The sequence below is a fragment of the Thalassolituus sp. UBA3500 genome, from assembly GCF_002377545.1.
GTDB lineage: Bacteria > Pseudomonadota > Gammaproteobacteria > Pseudomonadales > Oceanobacteraceae > Thalassolituus.
On the sequence record NZ_DFQB01000059.1, the window covers coordinates 142,492 to 166,631 of the forward strand.

22 protein-coding genes are annotated in these 24,140 nt (G+C 51.6%); 16 read left to right on the forward strand and 6 right to left on the reverse strand.

Annotation, left to right across the window (positions count from 1 at the left end):
* Positions 1 to 1,239 carry a cytochrome-c peroxidase gene (locus B2R29_RS15090; protein ID WP_301181816.1) on the reverse strand — a complete coding sequence of 413 codons (1,239 nt, stop codon included), beginning with the start codon at positions 1,237 to 1,239 and terminating at the stop codon, positions 1 to 3.
* A 190-nt stretch (positions 1,240 to 1,429) separates the two neighbouring features.
* Here B2R29_RS15090 and B2R29_RS15095 point away from each other — a divergent pair, with 190 nt between their 5' ends.
* The 5 genes from B2R29_RS15095 to B2R29_RS15115 are packed head-to-tail and all read left to right on the forward strand — an operon-like array spanning position 1,430 to position 8,078.
* Positions 1,430 to 3,019: an imelysin family protein gene (locus B2R29_RS15095; protein WP_301181817.1), complete on the forward strand. Its 1,590-nt coding sequence runs from the start codon at positions 1,430 to 1,432 to the stop codon at positions 3,017 to 3,019.
* Between the two features lie 7 nt (positions 3,020 to 3,026).
* Positions 3,027 to 4,481 (forward strand): di-heme oxidoredictase family protein, encoded by a 1,455-nt coding sequence (locus B2R29_RS15100; RefSeq protein WP_301181818.1) that lies wholly within the window; start codon positions 3,027 to 3,029, stop codon positions 4,479 to 4,481.
* Between the two features lie 29 nt (positions 4,482 to 4,510).
* A complete protein-coding gene (locus B2R29_RS15105) occupies positions 4,511 to 5,674 on the forward strand; it encodes a DUF1513 domain-containing protein (RefSeq protein WP_300428431.1) in 1,164 nt (387 codons plus the stop codon).
* 5 nt (positions 5,675 to 5,679) lie between these two features.
* Complete coding sequence (locus tag B2R29_RS15110; RefSeq protein ID WP_301181819.1) at positions 5,680 to 6,807, forward strand: imelysin family protein; 1,128 nt, start codon at positions 5,680 to 5,682, stop codon at positions 6,805 to 6,807.
* Between the two features lie 41 nt (positions 6,808 to 6,848).
* The gene (locus B2R29_RS15115; protein WP_301181820.1) at positions 6,849 to 8,078 is read left to right on the forward strand and encodes a hypothetical protein; all 1,230 of its coding nucleotides are present in this window, start codon (positions 6,849 to 6,851) and stop codon (positions 8,076 to 8,078) included.
* Here B2R29_RS15115 and B2R29_RS15120 read toward each other — a convergent pair.
* The 4 genes from B2R29_RS15120 to gpmI all read right to left on the reverse strand — a co-directional run bounded on the left by B2R29_RS15120 (position 8,069) and on the right by gpmI (position 13,160).
* Complete coding sequence (locus B2R29_RS15120; RefSeq protein WP_300428436.1) at positions 8,069 to 9,025, reverse strand: divergent polysaccharide deacetylase family protein; 957 nt, start codon at positions 9,023 to 9,025, stop codon at positions 8,069 to 8,071. The two genes, B2R29_RS15115 and B2R29_RS15120, sit on opposite strands and share 10 nt — an antisense overlap.
* A 2-nt stretch (positions 9,026 to 9,027) precedes the next feature.
* Positions 9,028 to 10,386 (reverse strand): S41 family peptidase, encoded by a 1,359-nt coding sequence (locus B2R29_RS15125; RefSeq protein ID WP_301181821.1) that lies wholly within the window; start codon positions 10,384 to 10,386, stop codon positions 9,028 to 9,030.
* A gap of 100 nt (positions 10,387 to 10,486) precedes the next feature.
* The gene (locus B2R29_RS15130) at positions 10,487 to 11,608 is read right to left on the reverse strand and encodes a murein hydrolase activator EnvC family protein (RefSeq protein ID WP_301181823.1); all 1,122 of its coding nucleotides are present in this window, start codon (positions 11,606 to 11,608) and stop codon (positions 10,487 to 10,489) included.
* A 16-nt stretch (positions 11,609 to 11,624) separates the two neighbouring features.
* A complete protein-coding gene (gpmI, locus tag B2R29_RS15135) occupies positions 11,625 to 13,160 on the reverse strand; it encodes a 2,3-bisphosphoglycerate-independent phosphoglycerate mutase (protein WP_301181824.1) in 1,536 nt (511 codons plus the stop codon).
* 174 nt (positions 13,161 to 13,334) lie between these two features.
* Here gpmI and B2R29_RS15140 point away from each other — a divergent pair, with 174 nt between their 5' ends.
* Complete coding sequence (locus tag B2R29_RS15140) at positions 13,335 to 13,748, forward strand: rhodanese-like domain-containing protein (protein WP_301181825.1); 414 nt, start codon at positions 13,335 to 13,337, stop codon at positions 13,746 to 13,748.
* Between the two features lie 20 nt (positions 13,749 to 13,768).
* Positions 13,769 to 14,233, forward strand: a complete 465-nt coding sequence (gene secB, locus B2R29_RS15145) for a protein-export chaperone SecB (RefSeq protein WP_076516618.1) — start codon at positions 13,769 to 13,771, stop codon at positions 14,231 to 14,233.
* Positions 14,234 to 14,318: 85 nt separating this feature from the next.
* Here secB and trmL read toward each other — a convergent pair whose 3' ends face one another.
* Entirely contained in the window at positions 14,319 to 14,783 is a 465-nt protein-coding gene (trmL, locus tag B2R29_RS15150) for a tRNA (uridine(34)/cytosine(34)/5-carboxymethylaminomethyluridine(34)-2'-O)-methyltransferase TrmL (RefSeq protein WP_301181826.1), read from the reverse strand.
* A gap of 179 nt (positions 14,784 to 14,962) precedes the next feature.
* Between trmL and B2R29_RS15155 the strand changes: the two genes are divergently transcribed.
* From B2R29_RS15155 to B2R29_RS15195, 9 genes are read left to right on the forward strand one after another with little or no spacing between them, the layout of a single operon-like run.
* Positions 14,963 to 15,907, forward strand: coding sequence for a hypothetical protein (locus B2R29_RS15155; RefSeq protein WP_068439329.1), 945 nt, complete (start codon positions 14,963 to 14,965; stop codon positions 15,905 to 15,907).
* Positions 15,891 to 16,577 carry a PilN domain-containing protein gene (locus tag B2R29_RS15160; RefSeq protein WP_301181827.1) on the forward strand — a complete coding sequence of 229 codons (687 nt, stop codon included), beginning with the start codon at positions 15,891 to 15,893 and terminating at the stop codon, positions 16,575 to 16,577. The genes B2R29_RS15155 and B2R29_RS15160 overlap by 17 nt, the downstream gene beginning before the upstream one ends.
* Entirely contained in the window at positions 16,574 to 17,239 is a 666-nt protein-coding gene (gspM, locus tag B2R29_RS15165; RefSeq protein ID WP_301181828.1) for a type II secretion system protein GspM, read from the forward strand. The genes B2R29_RS15160 and gspM overlap by 4 nt, the downstream gene beginning before the upstream one ends.
* Positions 17,232 to 17,555, forward strand: a complete 324-nt coding sequence (locus B2R29_RS15170) for a hypothetical protein (RefSeq protein ID WP_301181829.1) — start codon at positions 17,232 to 17,234, stop codon at positions 17,553 to 17,555. Before gspM ends, B2R29_RS15170 begins: the two co-directional genes overlap by 8 nt.
* A 10-nt stretch (positions 17,556 to 17,565) precedes the next feature.
* A complete protein-coding gene (gene mshL / locus B2R29_RS15175) occupies positions 17,566 to 19,170 on the forward strand; it encodes a pilus (MSHA type) biogenesis protein MshL (RefSeq protein ID WP_301181830.1) in 1,605 nt (534 codons plus the stop codon).
* 1 nt (position 19,171) lies between these two features.
* On the forward strand, positions 19,172 to 20,053 hold the full coding sequence (locus tag B2R29_RS15180; protein WP_068439336.1) for an ExeA family protein: 882 nt from the start codon (positions 19,172 to 19,174) through the stop codon (positions 20,051 to 20,053).
* Between the two features lie 10 nt (positions 20,054 to 20,063).
* On the forward strand, positions 20,064 to 21,113 hold the full coding sequence (locus B2R29_RS15185) for a tetratricopeptide repeat protein (protein ID WP_301181831.1): 1,050 nt from the start codon (positions 20,064 to 20,066) through the stop codon (positions 21,111 to 21,113).
* A gap of 3 nt (positions 21,114 to 21,116) precedes the next feature.
* The gene (locus B2R29_RS15190; RefSeq protein ID WP_068439341.1) at positions 21,117 to 22,832 is read left to right on the forward strand and encodes a GspE/PulE family protein; all 1,716 of its coding nucleotides are present in this window, start codon (positions 21,117 to 21,119) and stop codon (positions 22,830 to 22,832) included.
* Positions 22,832 to 24,049: a type II secretion system F family protein gene (locus tag B2R29_RS15195; RefSeq protein WP_068439343.1), complete on the forward strand. Its 1,218-nt coding sequence runs from the start codon at positions 22,832 to 22,834 to the stop codon at positions 24,047 to 24,049. The genes B2R29_RS15190 and B2R29_RS15195 overlap by 1 nt, the downstream gene beginning before the upstream one ends.
* Positions 24,050 to 24,140: the final 91 nt, after the last annotated feature.

Below are 24,140 nucleotides of genomic sequence, written 5' to 3' on the forward strand. Positions count from 1 at the left end.
TCAGAGTCCGCACTCTTCAGCATCTGCCGGAAGCAGATGCTCGTATTGCTCGTCGGTCAGGCTATAAAGAAAACAGACCAGCCCTTCGATATCGTTGTCACTCAGGGCGTTGCCCTGACGTAGTTCCGTGAAGCTTATATTTTCGCCGACTTCCGGTGCCGCCCAGGCGATCCCGGTTTCAGGGTTTATGCCATTGGTTGAGCTTACCAGGTGGCGATCGTAAAAGCGGATGACGGTATCCAGAGACTGAAATACTCCATTGTGCATGTAGGGCGCCGTAACGCCGACATTGCGCAAGGTAGGCACCCGGAACTTACCCTCCAGCTCACTTGTATCAGGCTCGTCTGAAACAGCGTCAATGGCAGCAAGACCCGTATCAGTGAAGCCTTCATCGCTGCCGTTTGCTGTGCGTAATCGGGTGTTCACCGGTACGCCAATATTGTGGAATTCGTAATTACTGAATGTCTCGCCCTCATTGCCATTGGGGCGAAGCTGGTGGCAGGTTGCGCAGTTGGTAAACTGCTGCGAGAAAAAGCGTGCCTTACCTAGTGCGGCTTTGGAAACCGGACTGTATTCATAGTCACCGCGAATAAATTTGTCGTACTTTGAGGTGAAGGGTGACATGTCAGGACTGCGCTCAAAAGCAGCAATTGCCTGAGTCATCGCGCTGTAGGCTTCATCAACATCATCAAAAATATTGGTGCCGTACAGTTCGGTAAAGGCGTCTTCATAGTCGGTGTTTTCACGCAGGCGCGCAACGACGGTTGCTTTGTCGGGCAGATTCATTTCAATAGGGTTCAGAGGCGGGCCACCTGCCTGATCTTCCAACGTTGCCGCACGACCATCCCAGAACTGACCACCGATGTAGCCTGTGTAGTCGCCTTGTGGGCTGTTAAAGCGCTGGTGAGTCCCATAGGTGAACTCGGGAATACTGGCTGAATACAGCGCTGTTGGCGTATTTCTGTCACCAAGGGATACGCCGTCGTCGCCGATCGATGCAGAGCGCACATTACCATTTCCGTTGGTCGAGGGATCTGTGAACGCATGGTCCGGGTCGTGACAGGTCGAGCAGGCCTGCGTCCGCTCCAGCGAGAGGTTGGTGTCGTGGAACAGAGCGTCACCTAATTGAATCTCTGTGATCGATACTGAACCTGAATCATCAGATCCTCCGCTGCCTCCGCCACACGCAATCAGGGTTGCAGGGAGTAGTAAAGCCAGGGGTCGCACGCTCAGTTTCATAAGCCACACCGTTGATACCTCAAGAAAATACAACCATTTGAGTCAGTTGGTCAGAGTACGCGGATGATAGCAGATGATAATGATTTAAATCATGACACTAGCTTACATTTGTTATTGAAAGTAATTCGCATTGAGTTTAATGTACTTCAACTTTTCTAGCCCCAGTGGCTCTCAGATGATGGAGTAACCTATGAAGCTTTCTCGACTGGCGATCGTTGTCGCGGCCGGATTTACACTGGCTGCCTGTGGAGGCAGCAACAGCAGCAGCACGGAAGATATCCTTAACCTCGAAAACGTAGGTAAGGTACTTGAGACCAATGCGGAGATTGCGTACGCAGCCTATTTTGACTCAGTTACAACCGCACAAGCGTTGAAAGCAGCACTCGCTGACTTCCGGGCGGACCCGAGTGAAGCAAACCTGCAGGCGGCCAAGCGTGCCTGGCTGGTGGCGCGTGAGCCCTATGGCCAGACTGAGGTTTACCGTTTCCGTAACAGCCCGATTGATTCAACCGACTACAGCAGTGAAGACGGTCCGGAAGGCGCGATCAACGCATGGCCATTGGGTGAAGCGCTGATTGATTATGTGAAAGTTCTCGACGATGAAATGAACGTCAGCGCGGATTTCGGTACGAGCCAGATTGGTGTGACGGACAATGAAGTATCAGGTTCCAGCGGTCGTGTCGGTGACGAGAACGTCACTGATGATGGAACTCTCTACGAGATCACTGCCGAAGATTACGATAATTCCGACAATATCATCGCGCGCACTGATATTGAGATTAATACCGCACTTCTTGAAGTAAGCGCTTCAGCTGAAGACGAGCATGATGTTATCTCGGGGTACCATGCGATTGAGTTCCTGCTCTGGGGTCAGGATCTGAATGACAACGGCAAGACTACCGACGGGACTGACCGTAACAATGCGGTAAAAGTGTTCGATGAGGAAGATGCGGGTGAAGACAATTCTTTCTATGCAGCCGGCGGTGATCGCCCAATCACTGACTTCCAGCCAAGCTATGATGCTGACGAAGCCGCTGAGAATGAGAACGTCGATGCAGCGTACGATCCAACCGTTGAATCTCACCGTCGTCATAAATTCCTTGAGGTTGCGGTCGATAAATTGATCGCGGATCTGGAATCTGTACGCGATGGTTGGGCACCGGGTGCCGCTTACCGTACAGCCTTTACTACGGTGAATAACGAAGCTCAGGCTAAACAGAAACTGACCGAGATTCTTACCGGTATGGGTACACTGTCTGAAGGTGAGCTGGCCGGTGAGCGTATGCAGATCGCTTTCTCTGCAAACTCTCAGGAAGACGAGCACTCATGCTTCTCTGATAACACACACCGTGATATCTGGCTGAACGCTGAAGGCGTATCAAACAGCTACTACGGTCGCTATGCAGGCTATGACAGCACACTGAATGGTGTTGATGACATTACCACCAATGCTGTGAACGGATACGGCATTGATGACTGGCTGAAAGACTCAGGCGAAGCAGAACTGGCGGCTGACATAGCCGTTGCTCTGTCGGCTACTGAAACTCAATATGTCGCCATTGATACTCAGGCTCGCGCGGGCTCTCCGTTCGATGTTCAGATCATGGAAGAAAATGCCGAAGTGAGCAGTGCGGTGGCGCAGACCATTATTGCCCTGAACGCACAATCAGCATTGATCGCTGATATCGCTGATAAAGTAGGCATCGACGGATCTGTTGTCGTCGACCCTGAAGCCTCAGCTTGTGATACTGAAGACCCAACTGCGAGCTGTGACGAGTAAGTCTGCCGTGGTAAATAAAAAGCCGGCACTTCGCCGGCTTTTTACGTTAGTGGTTGGCATTTCAGGGCTTTCTTCTCTGATGTTGCTGTGTGGCTGCGATGACAGTAAAACGCTGAATCAGCAGGTTCTGGCGGGCGGTGCTGCAACCTACGCAGCAACCCACCTGACACGCTTTGATATGCCAGCGCCGCCGCTCACGGATGCGCAGAAAGCCGATTTTTATGCAGGGCGTGCATTGGCTCATCAGCCATGGGTGAAGGCGCCGACGAGTACAACCGCGCGTGATGGCCTGGGGCCATTGTTTAATGCCCGCAGTTGTCTTGGTTGCCATATTGAAGGCGGGCGGGGGACATTACCTGCCGACAATACCCAAGCGGTTTTCACCGCCTTTGTGCGTTTAAGCATTCCGGGCGAAGAACCGCAATTGGGCTCAGTGCCTGAACCTACCTATGGCCAACAGGTTCAGACACAGGCAACGGGTTTGATGGCACAGCTTGGATTGCCCCCCGGCCCGGATGACCTGAAGCCAGAGGCCGACCTGAGAATTAACTGGCAGTACCATTCGCACACCTACCCCGATGGCCATGTCGTGGAGTTGCGAGAGCCTCAACTGGATTTACGCCAACTCAGCGATGGGGAACTGCACCCTGAAACATTATTCAGCCTGCGTCAGGCGCCGGGTATGTTTGGTATGGGGCTCATTGCAGCAATTGAACAGGCTGATATTGATGCTCTGGCAGATCCCGCCGACAGTAATAACGATGGTATCTCGGGCAGAGTGAATCAGGTTTGGAGCGTCTCGGAACAATCTACGGTTCCAGGGCGCTTTGGCTGGAAGGCCAATCGTCCTGATCTGGAAATCACCGTGGCGGCAGCGTTTGCAGATGACATCGGTATTTCAAATCCATTGTTTCCGATGCAGCCTTGCACAGATAAACAGCCACTGTGCCAGCAGCAACCAAATGGAAATAATGCGGATGGCTTCGAAATTCCCGCTGATTTATTAGATTTAGTTGTCGAGTTTCTGCGCCATACCGGAGCGCCGGCAGCTCGTCTGACAGAGAAACACAGCGCTGGCCAAGCGGCGTTTAACCTCGCTGGCTGCCAGCAGTGCCATCAACCTTCTTTTATTACTTCAGAGAATGCGCCTGAAGCGTATCTGGCGAATCAACGTATCTGGCCATACAGCGATTTTCTTTTGCACGACATGGGGCCTTTGCTTGCGGATCAGAGGCCCGATTTTCAGGCGTCGGGCTCTGAGTGGCGAACGGCTCCTTTATGGGGAATTGGCCTGCAGAAAACCGTGGGTGCTGAATTGTCGCTTTTACATGATGGCCGCGCACGAACGGTAGAAGAAGCGATTTTATGGCATGGCGGAGAAGCCACTAAAGCGCGTGCGCTCTTTGAGGCTATGTCGGCAGATACCCGACAGCAACTGATCGATTTTGTTGAGGCGCTATGAATGGCCATGCTACGTATTCAGGCAAGTAGATGACAACCAGAAGAACGCTTCTTAAAGCAAGCTTGTTAAGCAGCGCGGTGTTATTGCCACTCCGTGGGATGACTATGGGATTGTCTTCTGGTGCATCGTCAGACACGCAGATTGAATATTGGGGCTCAGCAGTTCTATCTGAGGATCAGACCGGGTTTGCCTCCGTATCCCGTAATCAATCGGCCGTCCCAGAGCAAACGGTATTTCGCGGTCATGGCGTATGTCTTAATCCAGCAGGTAAGGAGAGCCATTCGGCCCTGATGATGGCTCGCCGCCCCGGCAGTGAAGGTATTCTTTTTAACCTGGTTACCGGTCAGGAGTCCGGGCGCTTTCGTGCGCTACCTGAGCGCCAGTTTCAGGGCCATGCCTGCTATAGCGCGGATGGCACTGAAATATACGTCACGCAGACCGTATTCTCACCCGGAAGCCCGGACCACGGTAAGGGCATGATCAGTGTCCGTGATGCTGACAGTTTTAATCAACTTCGTGAATTTGAAAGTGGTGATCCAGAACCTCATGAAGTGCTGCTTATGCCAGATGGAATACATATTGTCGTCGCTAACGGTGGTCGTTATCCGGGAGTGGATGGCCGGAGTAACGATGCCACTGAGATGAGTTCATCACTGGTATTGATTAATAGCACGACCGGAGCAATAACCGAGCGTTACACCCTTGATGAACCGAAGGCGAGTATCCGTCATCTTGCCATCAGCGCACAGGGCAGTGTTGTAGTTGCTTTGCAGGTACAGCGGCAGGCGATGAATGATTCTGCACCACGGCCACTCGCCGCCGTACTGACAGAAAAACGGCATTTCGATTACTTACCGGCGCCTGAAAACCTGTGGTTAGGCGCTCATGACTATATGGGCAGTGTGGCGGTGCACGCTCCGACCGGCATTGCCTGCATGACGACCCCGAAAGGAAACTTCGCAGCTTTCTGGCATGTGACCTCGAAAACCCTGCTAGGTTACTTTCAGATGCACGATGTATGCGGTGTGTCTGTCAGTACATTGCATGATTGTTTTGTGCTGAGTAATTCAGCAGGTGAATTGCGATTTATTGACCCTGTATCCCAACAAGAAAATACAGCGCTGCGTCAGAGTTACCCCAACCTGCGCTTCGATAACCATTTATCTCAACCTGTGATAACCCTAAAAGGCTGACTACTTTGAATAAGCCCAAGACTCTACTTCACCGCTTCCGGAGCGATTCAGTACACGGAGAAAAGCGTTTAAGAAACACAGCGACGATATTGCTGGCCGTGCTGCTGACCGCCTGTGGAGGTGAGCGTAAAAATGATCCGTTAATTCTGACGGATGATACGCTGAATACAGCATTAACACGTATCATCGATCAGACTGTCATACCTTCTGTGGAAGCTTTTTCCCGTGATGCCGATGCGCTGGTCGTCGCTACCTCAGACTTCTGCTCTGGCCCGGATACGGATGGGCTTGAGCAGGTCCAGAGCGCCTGGGAGAAAAGTACTACCAGCTGGTATCGTATTCTGCCTTTTCTGTTCGGGCCGCCTGACGATAACCTGCTGACCCCCGGTTATCTGTTTATCGATTCGCTACGCCAGCGCGGTAACGATTACACCTCAACCGTACGTGCTGAAATTAATGAGTCCGCTTCAGGAAGTGAATCATTAAACGATGCATATTTTGACCGCCTTAGCTTTACTAAAACAGGCCTGCTGGCCTTAGAAGTCGCGCTCTTTGAAGACGCCTCTGAAAGCACATCTGATTCAGACATCGTGGCTGGATTTATTGCAGAGCCCCGACGCTGTGACTACCTGAAAGGGTTATCTAACTTGCAGGCAGATTACGCGAATAAATTTCATCAGGGTTGGGTCAGTGACTATCAGAATTCGGGTGAAGCCTACCGCGAACGATTTCTCAGAGGTGCAACTGACGATGGCTCGGCGCCACTCACTCTGCTGCTCACCAGTGCTCAAGAGCACCTGAATTATCTCAAACAGCGCACAGTGGCTGATCAGGCAGGTCAGATATCCGGAATCAGCTGGTCACTTATGCAGGCAAGTATCGAGGCGACTGAAGCCATTGTAGAGGGTGATGAAAGCACCGTTGTGACCCTGGCTTCTCTTATGCTGGCTGCTCAGGAAGAGTCTGCCTTACTGTCTGTTCGCGATAATTTCGAACGCGCTTATGAAGCGATTAATGATGCAAGTAATCTGGACTTTTATACCGCTGCCGGATTGCTGGATGGCAATTTTAAACGAGAAATTCCCGATGGCCTGGCCGTAGAGTTAGGTATTAATTTCAGTGACGGCGATTAATAGATTGTACCTTCGCTACGACCAGATACAGGACATAAGAAATGAAAACGAACACGAAACAACAAGCGAATTTATGCACACCCGTGCTGACGACACTGACTGTGGCTGTTTTGTCAGCGGCCGGATTAAATGTATCTGCACAAGAAGCGTCAGATGATCCGGTATCCCGTGCCGAACTCGAACAGCGTATTTCTGAGCTGGAAACGATGCTCAATGAAAGGTTAGGAGCGCTGGCAGATACCATGGATGAAAACCTGGCGCAGGAATCGACTAAGCAGGTACATCTGGGCGGCTATGGCGAGCTTCATTACAACAACCTGAGTACCGACGACGAAGAGAAACGACAGATTGATCTGCATCGTCTGGTGTTATTTGTTGGCTACGACTATTCAGATTCCATCCGTTTCGTGTCTGAGTTCGAGGTTGAGCACACACTGGTCAGTGGTGGTAGTCAATACGGTGCAGTAGAAATTGAGCAAGCCTACATTGAAATGGATGTACTGAATGGCGCTCAGTTCCGTACCGGTGTTATGTTGATGCCCGTCGGTATTGTTAATGAAACACACGAACCGCCTGCTTTTTACGGTACCGAACGTCCGATCATTGAGACAACAGTGATTCCATCCACCTGGTACAGCGCAGGTATTTCATTGTCAGATACATTGGATAATGGCTTCAGTTACGATGTGCTCATTACCGAAGGTTTTAAAACTGAAGACCCGACTACGAATGACGCTGCCGACCCCTTTGATTTGAAAGCAGGTAAGCAGAAATCGTCTTATGCGTCTGTTTTTGATCCGGCGATAACGGCGCGTTTGCGTTACCGCGGTATTACCGGCCTCGAAGTTGCGGGGTATACCCAGTACCAGCCAGACCTTGATCAGAGCGCCGAAGAGTCCTATGCCGACTCGGCATTACTGCTCGGCGGTCACGTTATTTATACCCTCAAAGACACAAGCTTTACGGCTCTATATGCCCGCTGGGACCTCGAAGGCGACGCCGCAGAAGACGCAGGCAAAGCTGAGCAGTACGGTGCCTATCTTGAGGTTTCTCAGCGTTTGGGCGAGAAATGGGGCGTGTTTGCGCGTCAGAGTAACTGGTCTCAGGCAGAGGATGACAGTGCCGCTCAAACAGATTTTGGTGTGAACTATTATCCGCATCCTGACGTTGTGTTTAAAGCCGATGTTCAGATGCAGAATGACGATGCCGAAAGTCGCGGCGATATCAATTCAGGCAGTGGTTTCAATCTGGGAATGGGCTATCAGTTCTGATAGCTCTGAGAGGTAATCTGATCGTTGCTACCGGGAGATCGTGGTCTTTCGTCAGCCTCTGTCTTGTTTTTAACAGGCAGGGGCAACCGTAACTCCAGTCTCGATTTCAGTTCAGTTTCTCCGCCAGTGCGAACAGGCGTCACCCATGCTTCTTCCTGAAGATGTTGATCGGCACGGGTAATAATCACCTCATTGGAGGCGATCAGCTCGGGCAATACGACTTCAAGAAAGTCGAGCGTCTCCGGGTAAGGGTGGCCTATTAAAATAGCACTGCCTTTGCGTTCGGCGATGTCTATCGCCCGCTGAAACTGCTTAAAAAGTCCTTCGAGGCTGCGGTCATTGTCGAGGAACACATCCCGACGGTCGGTAAGAATACCCGCCTGTAATGCTTCTTTTTCTGCCACGCTCATGGGATTAGTGAGGCTATCGATAAAATACAGCCCGCGCTGTTGCACAACCTCCATAACACTTTTCATGGCGATATGATCTGCCGTGAGAACACTGCCCATATGGTTGTTAACGCCCTGCACATGTGGAATAGAGTCCAGACTCTCTGTCAGGGTTTTCTGCAGCTCTTCGGGGCTCATATCTTGTGTCAGAGCACCAGGCCCCAGTGCGGCGCCTGTGGCATTTGCCATGGGCGCATGAAGCATAACTCCTTTGTTGTTCTTAGCGGCTTCATTGGCGAGACGTTTTGCATGTGGCGTGTGAGGCAAAAATGCCAGCGTCACCGGGCCAGGAAGGGCGATGGCGCGCTCGCCTAACGGACCGTTATTTCCGACGTCATCGATAATGATAATGAGTGTGGGGATGCTACTGCTGGCAGAGTGGCTCTGAGGTGACGAGGCTGCTGGCAGGGATTTCAGCGACAGGGAGATCAGCGCAGTGAGAGTCAGAAAAAGCCCAGCAACTGGCTTTCGTACAATATTTCTCACCGCGCGTTTCATCCTTATTCCGCAGTTGCACTGCTTTTGGAGGTCTTCGGACTAAGAATGGTGACACCACGCAGCAGCGTATGGGCTTCATAGAGTTGGAAGTCACGACGAATAAGGTCATCGCTTTTGTTCTCTTCGTTGCTCTTAGGCCCGTTATTTAAAGTCACTTCACCGTCAGGATTTTCGAGGTGCCCCGGTAAATCAGATTCTTTGTAGTACTGCTGTTCACTCGGTGTGACTTCGCTTTGTTCTACGACGATATCCGGCACGATGCCCTGCGCCTGAATAGAGCGGCCGTCTGGTGTGAAATAGCGCGCTGTGGTCAGTTTAACGGCGGCGGTTTCTGATACCGGAAGTACTGTCTGGACAGAACCTTTACCGAAGGATTGAGTCCCCACGATGACAGCACGGCTGTGATCCTGTAGTGCTCCTGCGACAATTTCTGAAGCCGATGCTGAGCCACCGTTAATCAGTACGACAATCGGAATGTCTGGCATCAGTGTCTCCGCGCGCGCTTCGTAGCGGACATCAGACATTGGCGAGCGACCCTCGGTATAAACGATCAGGCCCTCTGAAATAAAGGTATCAACGACGACCACTGCGGCCTGCAATACACCGCCAGGATTGTTACGCATATCCAGAATGACACCGTTAAGGTTGGTATCTTCTTTCCAGGCGCGTAAAGCTTCCTGAAGCTCAGTGCCGGTGTTTTCCTGGAACTGGGTCAGACGCACGTAGCCGATTTCTCCGTCGAGCATTTCGGTACGAACACTGGCGACTTTAATTTCGGCGCGCTCTATCGTGAAGCTGAGAAGGTCGGATTCACCTTTACGGCGGACTTCTAAAGTAATCGGTGTTCCGGGCTGGCCTCGCATCAGTTCAACGGCATCACTCAGTGATAATCCCATGACGGGTTCACCGTCAAGGCTGACGATCAGGTCACCGGTGCGGATGCCTGCGCGTTGTGCTGGGGTGTCGTCGATGGGCGTAATGACACGCACCAGGCCATTTTCCATGCCGACTTCGATCCCCAAGCCACCAAACTTGCCGGATGTGTTTTCCTGAAGATCAGAAAAGTCTTCTTCCTGAAGGTACGAGGAGTGAGGATCGAGGGAATTCAGCATGCCTTTAATCGCATTGTTGAACAGCGTCTTATCATCGACTTCTTCAACGTACGAGCTGCGGATGCGTTCGAATATTTCGGTGAACGTACGGAGATCCTGAAGGGGCAGTTCCTGCTGTATTTGCGGGCTGCTTTCTATCGCTGACTGATCCTCAGTTATTTCTACTGCGGTTTCTTCAGCGATACCTGATAACGGCATAAAGATGACTGCGCTGGCAATCAAGGGGCGGAGCAGATGTTTCCGTAGCATGTTCACTCGCTCTGTATTACGTGCCGCAAGCATGGCACAAAACTGTCTGGCTGTTAAGAATGGCCTCTTCAGAGGCGTTTTGCTTGTTAACCTGTTCGTTTTATCCGCGCTTCAGCCACACAGCCGGGTCTTGTGGTTGACCTTTATGGCGGATTTCGAAATAGAGAGCCGCGCTCGGTTGCCCACCGCTTTTTCCTGCTGTGGCAATGATTTCGCCGCCATTCACCCAGCTGCCAACATCTCTGAGCAGGGTCTGGTTGTGAGCGTAAAGGCTCAGGTAGCCATCGCCATGGTCAAGAATTATCAGCAGACCAAACCCTCTGAGCCACTCTGAAAATACGACCCGGCCATGATGAATAGCCCGGATATCGGTGCCTTCCCGGGTGCCTATTTTCCAGCCCTCCCAGCGTGCATTGGGGCCATTACGGTTGCCAAAGGCCGCCAGAACAGGGCCCGAGAGCGGCCTGGGGAGTTTGCCGCGCATCTTCCGGAAGGGGACTTCGTCGTTGTGGCGCGGGCTGTTGCTGACCAGGGTTTCTACTTCGGCCAGGAGTGACTCGAGTCGTTTGCGATCGGCTTCACGTTGTTTCAGGCGCTGGCTTTCGCTGCTCATCTGGCGGTCAAGCTTAGCTAACAGAGTTTGTTGCTCTGCGCGGCGTTTTTCGAGTTGTTGGTTTTCCCGGGTCAGGCGGGCATCGCTTTCGCGTAGTTGTGCTTCCTGCTCTGCAATTAATACTTCCAGATTATCCAACCGGTTAAGCTCGGCGATGGTATTGCTGAGGTTCTCAAGACGAGCGCGATTGAAATACCCGAAGTAGCGGGTGAGGCGTTGATTCTGAGCCGGGTCATCCTGGGCGAGCCAGAAACGTATCGCTGCTTCATCCCCCATCTGGCGGGCCAGGCGAATCTGTTCGCTCAGTAACTTCTGGTGACGGTTACGGAGCTGACGAACTTGAGCCTGCTCCGCCTGGAGCTTTTTTAGGCGGATCTGCTCCTCACGCAGGCGGGCTCGGGTCGCTTCAATTTCTTTGATTTGGGCGGCGATTTCCTGGTCGGATTTGCGCAGGCGTTGTTGCAGTTCATCATGCTCTTCACGAGCATCAGTGAGCCAGCTTTGCAGCTTTTTGATTTCTGCTTTGATCTGATCAAGGCGAGCCTGATCATCAGCCTGAGTGTTCAGACTGATGATCAGAGTAAGCAGTAAAGCAACAGAACGCAGCATGAGGTAAGTGTCTGGATTACTTGGTCAGCAGAGAAACACCGGTCATTTCAGCCGGTTGCTCAACGCCCATAATATCCAGAAGAGTAGGTGATACATCGCACAGACGTCCGGTGTTCAGGCCGCCTTCGTTGCGGTTATGAACATGAATCAGGTTGACCGGGCCAGTGGTGTGTTGAGTCATGGCCTGACCATTTTCATCCAACATCTGCTCAGCATTGCCGTGGTCTGCAGTAATCAGGCACTCGCCGCCGACTTCGAGAATCGCGTCTGTTACTTTCTGCAGGCAGTCATCGATGCATTCTGCCGCTTTCACAGCAGCGTCGTAGACACCTGTGTGACCAACCATGTCGCCATTCGCATAGTTGCATACGATCAGATCGTAGCCACCATTTTTAATGGCATCGACCAGCTTATCGGTGACTTCCGGCGCACTCATTTCTGGTTGCAGGTCATAGGTGGCAACGTCTGGTGACTTCACCAGAATACGGGTTTCACCCTCGTATTCCTGTTCGCGACCACCTGAGAAGAAGAAGGTCACGTGAGCGTACTTTTCTGTTTCAGCAATGCGCAGTTGCTTCATGCCCTTATCAGAAACATATTCGCCAATGCCATTGACCAGTTTCTCGGGTGGGAAGGCGCAGTTAGCTGGAATATCCGCAGCGTACTCGGTCATCATGACGTAATCACAGAGTGTCGGCTGTGCCTGACGCTCAAACCCTTTGAACTCATCGCCTTCAACGAACGCACGGGTGATTTCGCGAGCACGGTCAGGGCGGAAGTTGAAGCAGATGATGGCGTCGCCGTCTTCTACTTTGGCGGGTTGGTCACCAATCACTGTAGCTTTAACAAATTCGTCGTTCTCGTCGCGTTCGTAGGCAGCTTTTAGTGCATCAACGCCCGTTGGCGCAGAGAATTCAGCCTGGCCCAGAGTCATCGCGTTGTAGCCTTGCTCGACGCGATCCCAGCGATTATCACGATCCATCGAATAGAAACGTCCAATCACAGTCGAGATAGCGGCGTTACCCAGTGTCGCGCAGTGTGCTTCGATCTTGCTGAGTGAAGGTTCGGCTGAGCGAGGCGGCATATCGCGGCCATCCAGAATGGCATGGATACATACTTTGCCGACGCCTTTCTCTTTCGCCATATCCAGCAGCGCGATCAGGTGATCTTCGTGGCTGTGCACGCCGCCCGGAGAGAGCAGCCCAAGTAAATGCACGGCTTTACCGCTCGCCGCTGCTTTGTCCATAGCAGCAGCCAGTGCTGGATTGCTGGTCAGTTCACCGTCGCGGATAGTTTTGTTGATACGGGTGTAGTTCTGATAGACGATGCGACCCGCGCCAAGGTTCATGTGGCCAACTTCAGAGTTACCCATCTGGCCATCTGGCAGGCCAACGGCTTCACCGGAAGTCTGGATCAGTGCGTTCGGATACTCGTTCAGCAGACGATCCCACGTTGGTGTGTTGGCATTGGCAATGGCGTTATTCGCGGTTTCTTCGCGGTAGCCCCAGCCATCGAGAATAATCAGGGCGGTTGGTTTTGGTCGCGTGGTCATGTCCGTACACTCAGAATTACAGCAAAACGGCAGTATACCTTACCCCTGTACGACACTGAACAAAGTCCCCGCGAATAATTGTCATATACAGGAATGACAATGCGTCTGCGGTGGAGGCATAGCGCCAGTGACGGTATACTCCGGCCTCCATATTGAAAGACAGTAGACAGGGTAATGGATCAGTACATTGAATTTGTCGTAAATCATTGGTGGCTGGTAGGTATCTGGGCAGCGTTTCTGATCGCTTTGCTCTGGGATAACAACCGCCGCAACGGACAGACCGTTTCTACCACTGAAGCGACCACCATGATCAACCGCCAGGACGCATTGGTTCTGGATATCCGCGACAAGGCCGACTTCAAAGCAGGGCACCTTGTGAACGCGATTAATATTCCGTATGCAAGCCTGGCCCAGCGTATGAATGAGCTGGAAAAAGAGCGTGAGCGTCCGATCGTGCTGGTGTGCAAAACGGGCCAGACCGTCAGTATGGCGGGTAAAATGCTGCGTGAGAAAGGCTTCAACGCTGTACGTATGAAAGGCGGCATGATGGAATGGAACAGCCAGAATTTGCCAGTCGTTAAGAATTAAATCTGATAAGGAACCAACAAATGGCCGAAAATAAAGAACAGGCGCAGTTCGCTCTTCAGCGCATCTACACCAAAGACGTGTCATTCGAAGCACCTAACTCTCCAGCGGCGTTCACTAAGCCATGGAAGCCAGAAGTGAAGCTCGACCTCAATACCAATGGTCGCAAGGTTGATGAACAGCACTACGAAGTGTCTGTGAAAGTGACCGTTACCGCGAAAAATGACGGCGATACGGCCTTTCTGGTTGAGCTGGTTCAGTGCGGTCTGTTCGTAGTTGCGAATATTCCAGAGCAGCAGATGGGCCCAATGCTGGGTGCCATGTGCCCTAACATTCTGTTCCCGTATCTGCGTGAAAACGTAGATAACCTGGTGATCAAAGGCGGTTTCCCGGCGCTGATGCTGGCTCCGATCAACTTTGATGCTCTGTATCAGCAGCGTGTTAAAGAAGCGCAGGCTCAGCAGGCTGGCGAACAGCCAACCCACTGAGTTCTGTTCTAAGAAACAAAAACGCCCCGTTCATCGGGGCGTTTTTGCTTCTGTGGTTCTACGTCTGTGGTACTAAGATCGCGCCCTACTGTCCGCCGTCGTACCCCAACTGGCGCCATGCCTCATAGACCATTACAGCAACGGCATTCGACAGATTCATGCTGCGGCTGTGAGAGAGCATGGGTAGGCGTAGCCAGTCTTTCTCGGGAATGGTCAGTCTGACATCTTCGGGTAAGCCGCGCGTTTCAGGCCCGAACATCAGGTAATCTCCCTTGGTGAAAGCAACGTCAGAGTGACGTGTCTTGCCCTTGGTCGTCAGGGCGAAGAGACGCTGCGGTTGTTCGCATTCAATAAACGCTTCGTAGTCTTTGTGTATCTTCACGCTTGCCCATTCGCTGTAGTCCAGGCCCGCCCGGCGCAGTGCCTTTTCTTCCATATCAAAGCCCAGCGGCTCAATCAGGTGCAGATAGCAGCCTGTATTGGCACAGAGACGAATGATATTGCCGGTGTTAGGCGGGATTTCAGGTTCGAAAAGGACGATGTGAAACACGATTTGAGTCCGTGGTCAGAGGCGTTGCAAGGCAAGCTGGAATAATAAAGCTTGGTGATTCGGGCCATTAATCTGGTCGGCGTAGTGTCATTATAGTCAGGCGTGTCGCCTCAGACCATCGCTTTTCCCACCATGGTCTACACTCAGATTCAGTAAGTTGAATTTGTGTGAGGGTTGCCATGCAGCTGCCGTGGCTGAAACAACGTCGAACCGCGCAGGGATGTCTGGGAATAGAGATCAATCATGGTCGTGCCTGGGCAGTACACCGCACTCAGCGTGGGGTCGTCTCCAGCTATATCGCAGAGGCTGATGAGTCAGGCTTTGCTGAATTGTCCGAATGGATCGAAGCTCAGGGGTTAGCAGGTTCGCCGACCGTGGTCTGCATGGATAGCGAACGCTATGACTTGCAGCTAGTGGATGCACCCCCAGTTGCACCGGAAGAGCTGACAGATGCGCTGAGCTTTCGTATCGACGAGCTGGTCGGAGCGCCTGCCGCCGATAAGGTGTTGCAGGCATTTCCTCTTCCCGGCGATGCGTATCGTGGGCGAATGAGCATGGCGTTTGCCGCGATTACCGACAGGGCATATCTGCAGGAGATCGTTGAATTCTGCCGTGACAGCAATCTGCAGTTAGAGCAGATCATTATCAACGAGTTGGCGGTTCTGAATCTTCTGGCAAGTATTGAGCCCGAGGACAGCGTCGCTGTCGTGCGCCTCGAAGGTAATAGCGGTGTCATTTATCTCTACCGTGACGGAGCACTCTACTTCACTCGTCAGATTTCTCTGGGAACCGACGATCTGGGCCTCAGTTCGCTTAATGTCGAAGAGGGTGGGTTGAGTATGCAGCCAAACAGCCGCATTGATGTGCTTGCCCTTGAGCTGCAACGCTCGATGGACTATTTCGAAAGTCAGCTGGGGCTGGGTGCAGTTTCTCAGTTGTGGATGCTGAAGTCTGATCTTGTCGATGTGACCGATGCCTTGGGTGAACTTGAGGAGCGTGTGAATACGCCCGTCCGTCTCATGTCGCTGGAAAGCTCCTTTAACCGTCAGGAAGATGACCGTCCACTCACGGCGTCCCTGGCTGTTGCACTCGGAGGGGCGCTTAGCTATGAGTTGGGAAATTAAACAACGGGTCAATTTCTATCTGGACGAGTTCCAGCCTCCTAAGATCCCTGGTGATCTGAAGATGATTCTGATTGGTGCTGGCTTGCATGTTGGCATTGCGGTCGTTGTTCTTCTCGGTCTGGTGATCAACTGGTACTGGCAGGGGCACCGTCTGGAAGGCATGCAGGAGCGTCAGGCCATTGTTGAGCAGCAGGTTGCCAATATTGAAAGTGAGCGTCCGCCGCTCAAATTGGATGATGCTCTTGTCGCTCAGCGTGCCAAACTCCGCGAAGATCTTGAAAGCAGTCAGCGAATTCTGCGCTATCTGACTCAACAGGAACTCGACAGCAGCACGTCATTCACCACCATGGTAAAAGAATTGGGAGATCAGGATGTCCGTGGTGTCTGGCTGAAAAGTTTTGCTTTTTACGATGAAGGCCGGCACATCAATATCTCAGGTTTTACTGATGATCCTGCAAAAATTTCCCGTTACGTTTCTGATCTTCTGAAGCGCAGTGGTTTTTCAGAACAGGCTTTCCGGTTTGTGGATGTTCGCAAACAGGAAGATAGCCGTTGGCTGACCTTCAAACTGGATACTCGCCCTCGCGAAAAAGAAAACGCAGCCGAACCCCGCAATACGGTCATGACGTCTTCAGAGGTGATGCGACGCGCACGGGAGGGCTCATTATGAGAATAATCTGGTGGCAAGACTCACGCATTGTTTCAGGTCTTGAAAAGTATCGTGAGCTGAGTGCGCGTGAAAGAAAGCTGGTGCTAGTTACGGCGCATGTCGTGATCGCCGCTGTTTTGGTGTTTTTTATCGCAGGCCCCATCTGGACCACGGCACTGAATGAACGTAAGCAAGCTAACGAACTTGAGTCTAACGCATTACGTCTTGAGGCTCATTTGCAGCGTTTACGCAGTACGCCAGTGCTTGACCCGAATGATGCTGTGCGCGATGACATAGAAAAAGTTTTGAGCCAGAAAGCCGTCGTAGATGAGCGGATTCAGAGTCTTACCGATACCCTGGTCGCCCCTGAAAATATGCCATCGGTACTGGAATCGATGATGACTCAGGACACCCGACTCAAGCTGATCAGTCTCGAGAATAGTGAGGGCGAGAGCATCGCGCTCGGCTCTGAATACAGTGACGTCGACCTTTACCGCCATGGCATGAAAATTCGCATGTCCGCTGACTACCCGTCGCTGATGAGTTATCTGCAACGTCTGGATTCGATGCCATGGAAACTCTACTGGCAGTCGCTTGACTACACGGTTGAAAACTACCCCAGCGGTGAGCTTTATCTTGAAGTCTTTACCCTCAGTACCCGTGAGGAGATTCTCAGTGATTAGATCAGTCGTTATGGCGCTTTGCCTGAGCGGACTTTTCCTGAATGCGATGGCGGCCAGTGATCCGATGAAGCCGCCACAGTTCGCTCCTGCAGCGGTTGAGCAATCAGCAGTAAAGAGAACAAGCTTTACGCTACAACAGATAAAAATGAGTCAGAACGGAGCGTCTGCGGTAATTAACGGCAACTTAGTGAAAGAGGGCGATATCGTTTCCGGTGCCCGGGTTGTGAAAATTACATCAGGCAAAGTTGTTCTGAAATACAGGCAGAAACTTAAAACACTGTCTTTACTTAGTAATACGAAACATTCTGGTAAGTAGGATGCAGACTGTGAGAATATTTAGAAATACAAGGTTCGACCGAGCTGCTGTGATTGTTGCCAGCCTGCTTATGGCGTCATGCGCGACGACCTATACGCAGAAGCAGACAGATCAGAAAGCAGAGCGACCAGCTGCACCAAAGAAATTACTCGAAGCAGATGCTCCTATGCTGGCTGGCCTGGACCCGAAAAGCCTGATGCCAGAAATCGCCTTGCCAGAAAAAGCTGAAGAGCGTTTTGATGTCACTGCCAATCAGGTGCCTGCACCGGCATTCTTCAACAGCCTGGTCGAAGGTACTGGGATGAATATGATTGTTCATCCGGATGTCAGCGGCAAAATCTCTTTAAACCTTAAAGACGTAACTGTCCGTGAAGCCCTGATGGCTGTTCGTGATATTTACGGGTACGACTTTAATGAATCTGGATATGGTGTGCAGATTCTTCCTAAGGCTGCGCAAACCCGCATATTTCCGATTAACTACCTAAATGTCATGCGTTCAGGCCGTTCAGGTATGAAGGTCAGTAGTGGTATGACCAGTTCTGACGCAGAGAACAGCGGAGCAGCGACCTCTGTGTTCGGCGAGTACGACGGTAATCAGACTAATTCCTCAGAAGTAGAGACACTGACCGGCTCTGAATTCTGGAAAGACCTGCGTTCGACACTGTCTCTTATGATGGCTTCAGAGGAAGGTGCCTCCGTCGTCGTTGACGCACATGCCGGTCTTGTTATCGCTCGTGCAATGCCTGGAACACTGACTCAGGTTCAGAAATACCTGGAGCAGGCTGAGTTGACTGTCCAGAAGCAAGTTCTGATCGAAGCAAAAATAGTAGAAGTCACACTCAGTGACGGTTACCAGAGCGGTATTAACTGGAATACGATTGCGGCGCAGACGGGTAAGAATGACGTCTGGGCAACACAGACCTCAGCCGCTTTAAATGACCCGAATGAATTGGCTGGTATTTTCAGTCTCAATATTGATGCAGGTAACTTTGCCGGTGCCCTGAGCCTTCTGGAAACACAAGGTGATGTCGAGGTACTTTCTAGTCCACGTATCGCCACCGTCAATAATCAGAAAGCAGTGATCAAAGTCGGTAACGACGAATATTTTGTTACCGACGTGACCCGCACAACGACGGCAACGGTAACAGGCACCTCGGATACCCCTAAAATTGAGCTGACGCCATTTTTCTCGGGTATTGCTCTCGATGTGACCCCACAGATTGGTGATGACGAAGACATTACCCTGCACGTTCATCCGAGCGTGACAGAAGTCGAGGAAAAACAGAAACGTATCCAGCTGAACGATGATGAATATTCGTTGCCGGTCGCAGCCAGTACCGTTCGCGAGACAGATTCTATTGTTCGTGCCCGCTCAGGCCAGATCGTTGTTATTGGCGGACTGATGCAGAACAAGTCAAACGATGTTGTGCACAAGGTACCGGTACTGGGAGATATTCCTGTGCTGGGTGCATTGTTCCGTCAGACGCGCCGCGAGACAGTCCAGAGTGAACTGGTCATTCTTATTCAGCCCCGAATTATCGGTACACAGTTACCTGCGGAGCGTATAGAGCAGCTCAACAGCCGTTACTCTCGCGTGTTATTGCCGGAGTGGTGAGATGGATGTTACTGAGATCAAGCAAGCTTGCGAGTCACATTATGGACTGAGTGACACCCCTTTCTCTTTGACGCCGGATACCGGATTTTACGTCGGCCTTGAGTCTCATGACGAAGCATTTGAAGCCGTTCAATATGCACTGGCTGGCGGTGAAGGTTTTATCAAAGTCACTGGAGAAGTCGGCACTGGAAAAACATTGTTGTGTCGGCGTCTTCTGAATCACCTTGAATCAGTTAACAGTGATACTGCTTATATTCCTAATCCGACGCTATCTCCCACAGCACTTTGGCTGGCAATCGGAGATGAACTCGGATTATCTGGCCACTCTAGACTGAGCCAGCTGAGGGCGGATATTCAGCGTTATCTTCTTAATATCGCTCAGGAAGGACGGCGCCTGGTCCTGGTCATTGACGAAGCCCAGTGTTTGCCAGCAGAAACGCTGGAGGCATTAAGACTCATTTCCAACCTCGAAACAGAGCGTCAGAAACTGGTCCAGATCGTTCTCTTCGGTCAGCCTGAATTAGACGATATCCTGAGTGAGCAACGCTTCCGGCAACTGCGCCAGCGCATCACCACGTCCGCTCATATTGAAGCGTTACGTACGCCTGAGAGTGTCAGTCATTACCTGAATCACCGACTGGTCTGCGCAGGCTACCGTGGTGAGCCGTTGTTTACACGGGGGGCCGTTCGATTTTTATGGATCAGCAGCGGTGGTACACCGAGGCTGGTCAATGTTCTGGCCGCCAAATGCTTGCTGGTGGCCTTCGGTCAGGGCAGTAAGGCCATCCATGCTCAGCATGTAGAAAAGGCGGCAGCAGACACTGAAAGTATTCAACAACCGATCGCATGGCGTGAACGTCTGAAACTCGTTATCGGGCTATAAGGAGCGAACTATGAGTCTTATACATCAGGTTCTGAAAGATCTCGATGGTCAGCGAGAAGTCACACCCGGAGAAATTATTGGCTATGCCGATCACGAGTACAACCATCGTGTGATGATATGGCCTGCACTTGTGATCTCTATTCTTGCTGCTGTGTTTGTATTGTATTTCAGTCAGTATTTTGAGTCTGATCCGTCTGTAATTAATCGCAGTTCTATACCTGTTATTCCTGTAACGGGAACGAATCCAGCCGTTGTTCCCGTCATTGCTGAAGTGTCTGGCCCAGCAGAGATGCCTTTCAGCGACACAGGCAGAGAGACGCATCAAATGCAGCAACCCGAAACAATTACGTTGGCCATTGCACCAGAACCTGAAGTGGCAGGTAATTCAGTATTTCTTGAAGAGGTAGCCGCTCAGGAACAGTCGCCACCTGCCGCGGTCGTCCAACCTGCTGAAGCCAGATCAGAGGCTCCAGTTTCAATTCCCGAAGCTCTGGTGGTCGACGAGCCTGAAGCAGCATCCGTGCAAGTCTCCGCCATAGAAGCCCACTCCACAGAAGCCTCCATTGCAAAAGACGCTAACGCAGCAAGTGCGAGTGTGACACGACGTCTGGACCCTGAGAATTTCTATATCCGGGCTGTGACCTACTATCGCAATGGAGACTGGCAACGGGCACTGTCTCAGTTGGATGAGGCGATCAAGCTGGGAACCGCGATTGAGTATCCCGCACTGCAGGCCCGTATTTATCTGGAGCAGGGGATGCGTGATGAGTTTATTGCTGCGTCCGAAAAATACGCCACGAATCAGAGTCGCATCTGGCTCAGTACGATTGCACCGGGCCTGCATATGTTTGGGCAGTATCAGGCGGCCGCAGAATACTACTCGCGCCTGATACAACAGGAGCCGCGTAATACACAGTGGGCTATTGCCCGTACTCAGGCACAAATAGACGCTGGCGCAACCGCCGCAGCACAACAAAGCCTTGAGTTCCTCACCGAAAATTACCCTCTGAGTAAACCACAGCAAGACTGGGTGAAATATCAGCAAGGGCTGCTGGAGTAAAACATGGAAGCAAGATTACGTCGTAAAGTTCGTGTCGGCGATCTGCTACTTGAGAAGCAGTTAATCGATCAGAAACAGTTGCAGATGGCGCTGGTAGAGCAGAAGCGCACCGGAAAAAAATTGGGTAAAGCGATTACGGATCTCGGTTTTGTCTCAGAGGTTAAATTGCTTTCTATTCTTTCTGATTACTTTGGTTATCCATTTATCGATCTGTCGCGTTTTCGTCTCGATAATGCGCTGATACAGCAGTTGCCTGAAACTCAGGCCCGTCGATATCGCTGCCTGCTATTGTCAGAAGAGCCGGGCGGAATGATGGTCGGTATGGCAGATCCGACCGACCTTATGGTGATTGATGATCTGCAGCGAATCCTCAAAAAACCAGTACTGCCCGCATTTGTTCAGGAAGATGAGCTGCTTTCTATTCTCGACAACGTCTATCGTCGTCAGGAACAGATGGCCTCGATTGCGGGTGAGCTCGCAGGTGAGTTACAGAGCAGCGACTTCGATATCAATGCCATTGTTTCAAGCTCTGATACGTCAGAGGCTCCTGTCGTACGTTTGTTGCAGAGCCTCTTTGAAGACGCCGTACAGGTAAAAGCATCGGACGTGCATATTGAACCGGAAGAGAGTCAGTTACGGATTCGTCTGCGTGTCGATGGTGAACTGCAAGAGCAGATCATGAAAGAGAAACGCGTTGCCTCGGCATTGGTATCGCGTTTAAAAATCATGTCGGGTCTGGATATTTCGGAGAAGCGTCTACCACAGGATGGCCGCTTCAATATCCGTGTCCGTAATAAGAATATCGATGTGCGTCTGTCGACTATGCCGGTGCAGTTTGGTGAGTCGGTGGTTATGCGTCTGCTGGATCAGAGTGGCGGCATTCTGAGCATGGCATCCCTCGGTATGAGAGATCAGATCAGGAATCGTTTTGAGTATCTGATCACACGTCCTCATGGATTGATCCTTGTCACCGGCCCGACGGGTTCAGGTAAAACAACAACGCTGTACGCGGCACTGACTCAGCTGAATCAGGCCGAAAAGAAAATTATCACCGCCGAAGATCCTATCGAGTACAGGCTTCCGCGAATTAACCAGGTCCAGGTAAATACCAAAGTGGGTCTCGAATTTTCGACTGTTCTTCGTGCGGCTCTGCGTCAGGACCCGGATATCGTTCTGATTGGTGAGATGCGTGACCACGAGACGGCAGAGATCGGCTTACGAGCTGCAATGACAGGTCACATGGTGCTGTCGACGTTGCACACCAACGATGCCCAGTCAGCAGCGGCACGCCTGATGGATATGGGCGTTGATAGCTATCTGGTTGCTTCGTCACTGAGAGCTGTTCTGGCACAGCGTCTTATTAAAAAGCTGTGCCCTCATTGCACTCAGAATTACGAGCCTGATGATCAGGAAAAAGCCTGGTTAGAAACTATGGAACCTGGCAGCTCAACACGTCAGTTCTTGAACGGAAGAGGTTGCCACCACTGCAACAATACCGGCTATCAGGGGCGTGTCGGTATTTACGAGTTACTGGAACTCGATGCCAACATGATAGGTGCATTGCGTAAGGGGGATTCTCAAGGGTTCTCTGAGGCAGCGTTGAAATCTCCGTATTTCCGCCCGTTAGCAATGTCTGCACTGGACTTTGCGACAGAGGGTGTGACCTCCCTTGATGAAGTCTTCCGTGTATCAGCAACCCTGGATGGCGAGGAGATCTGATGGCCATTTATCTCTATCGCGGTCGCGATAATTCGGGGGCGGCGGTAGAGGGCTCCCTACAGGCGGGTAGCCGGGAAGTCGCAGTGTCGCAGCTGATACAACGCGGCATTACCCCGCTTAAAATTCAGCAACAGAAAGTATTACCCTCGAAGGACGGTAAAACGGTCCAGCGTTCTCGAAAAATTAAATCTGAAGAGCTCGTCCTGTTTACTCGTCAGTTGTATGCACTGACTAAGGCGGGTGTTCCTATCATCCGGGCACTGACCGGGCTGGCCGAAAGCGCAAACAACGATCAGCTACGCACGGTACTTCAGGATATCAGCGACCAGCTGGTCGGTGGTTCTGATCTGGCTTCGGCATTTAGAAGGCACCCTAAACTCTTTTCTCCTATTTACGTCAGCATGATCCATATAGGTGAGAGCACAGGGAATCTTGATGATGCACTGATCCGCCTGGTGGGCCACCTGGAAATGGAACGGGAAACCAGAAAGCGTATCAAGTCCGCGTTGCGCTATCCCATTATGGTTATCGGTGCCATTGCAATCGCGATGGTGGTTGTCACTATGTTTGTGATTCCAAGCTTCTCGTCGGTATTTAATAAGCTAGGCGCTGACCTGCCATTTGCCACGTTAATCCTGATTGCTGTTTCCGATTTCATGCAGAACTGGTGGCATGCCTTGTTGGCCGGTCTGATTGTTGGCGGTATCGCTTTCCGGCAGTTTATCGCCACCGATGAAGGGGCTGTCTGGTGGGACAGAACCAAACTGAATATTCCTCTTATCGGTACTATTTTCGAGCGCATCGCACTGGCGCGTTTTTCCCGTTCTTTTTCCATGATGCTGACTGCTGGTGTGCCAATCCTGAATAGCCTGTCTATTGTGGCGGCGAGTGTTGGTAATAAATATATCGGTAATGCCGTCAGCGATATGGGCGATGGCGTCCAGCGCGGCGAAGGGCTGACCAATACGGCGCAGAGAACTGGCCTGTTCACACCACTAGTACTTCAAATGATGTCGGTTGGTGAAGAAACAGGGGCTGTTGATCGGCTACTTGATGAGGTCGCTGACTTTTATGAAGAAGAGGTCGACTACGAGCTCAACCAACTGTCAGACGCGATAGAACCCATCCTGCTCGTGTTTCTGGGGGCGCTGGTACTTCTGCTCGCTCTGGGTGTTTTCTTACCCGTGTGGGAGCTCAGTGGTGCAGTGTCACGTTAGACACTGACGCCACATATGTAACAGAAGTTTTTGTAATTCAATATTTGTTTATTTTCGTTAATACCAGCTTCAAAAATTCAATTGTTGACTA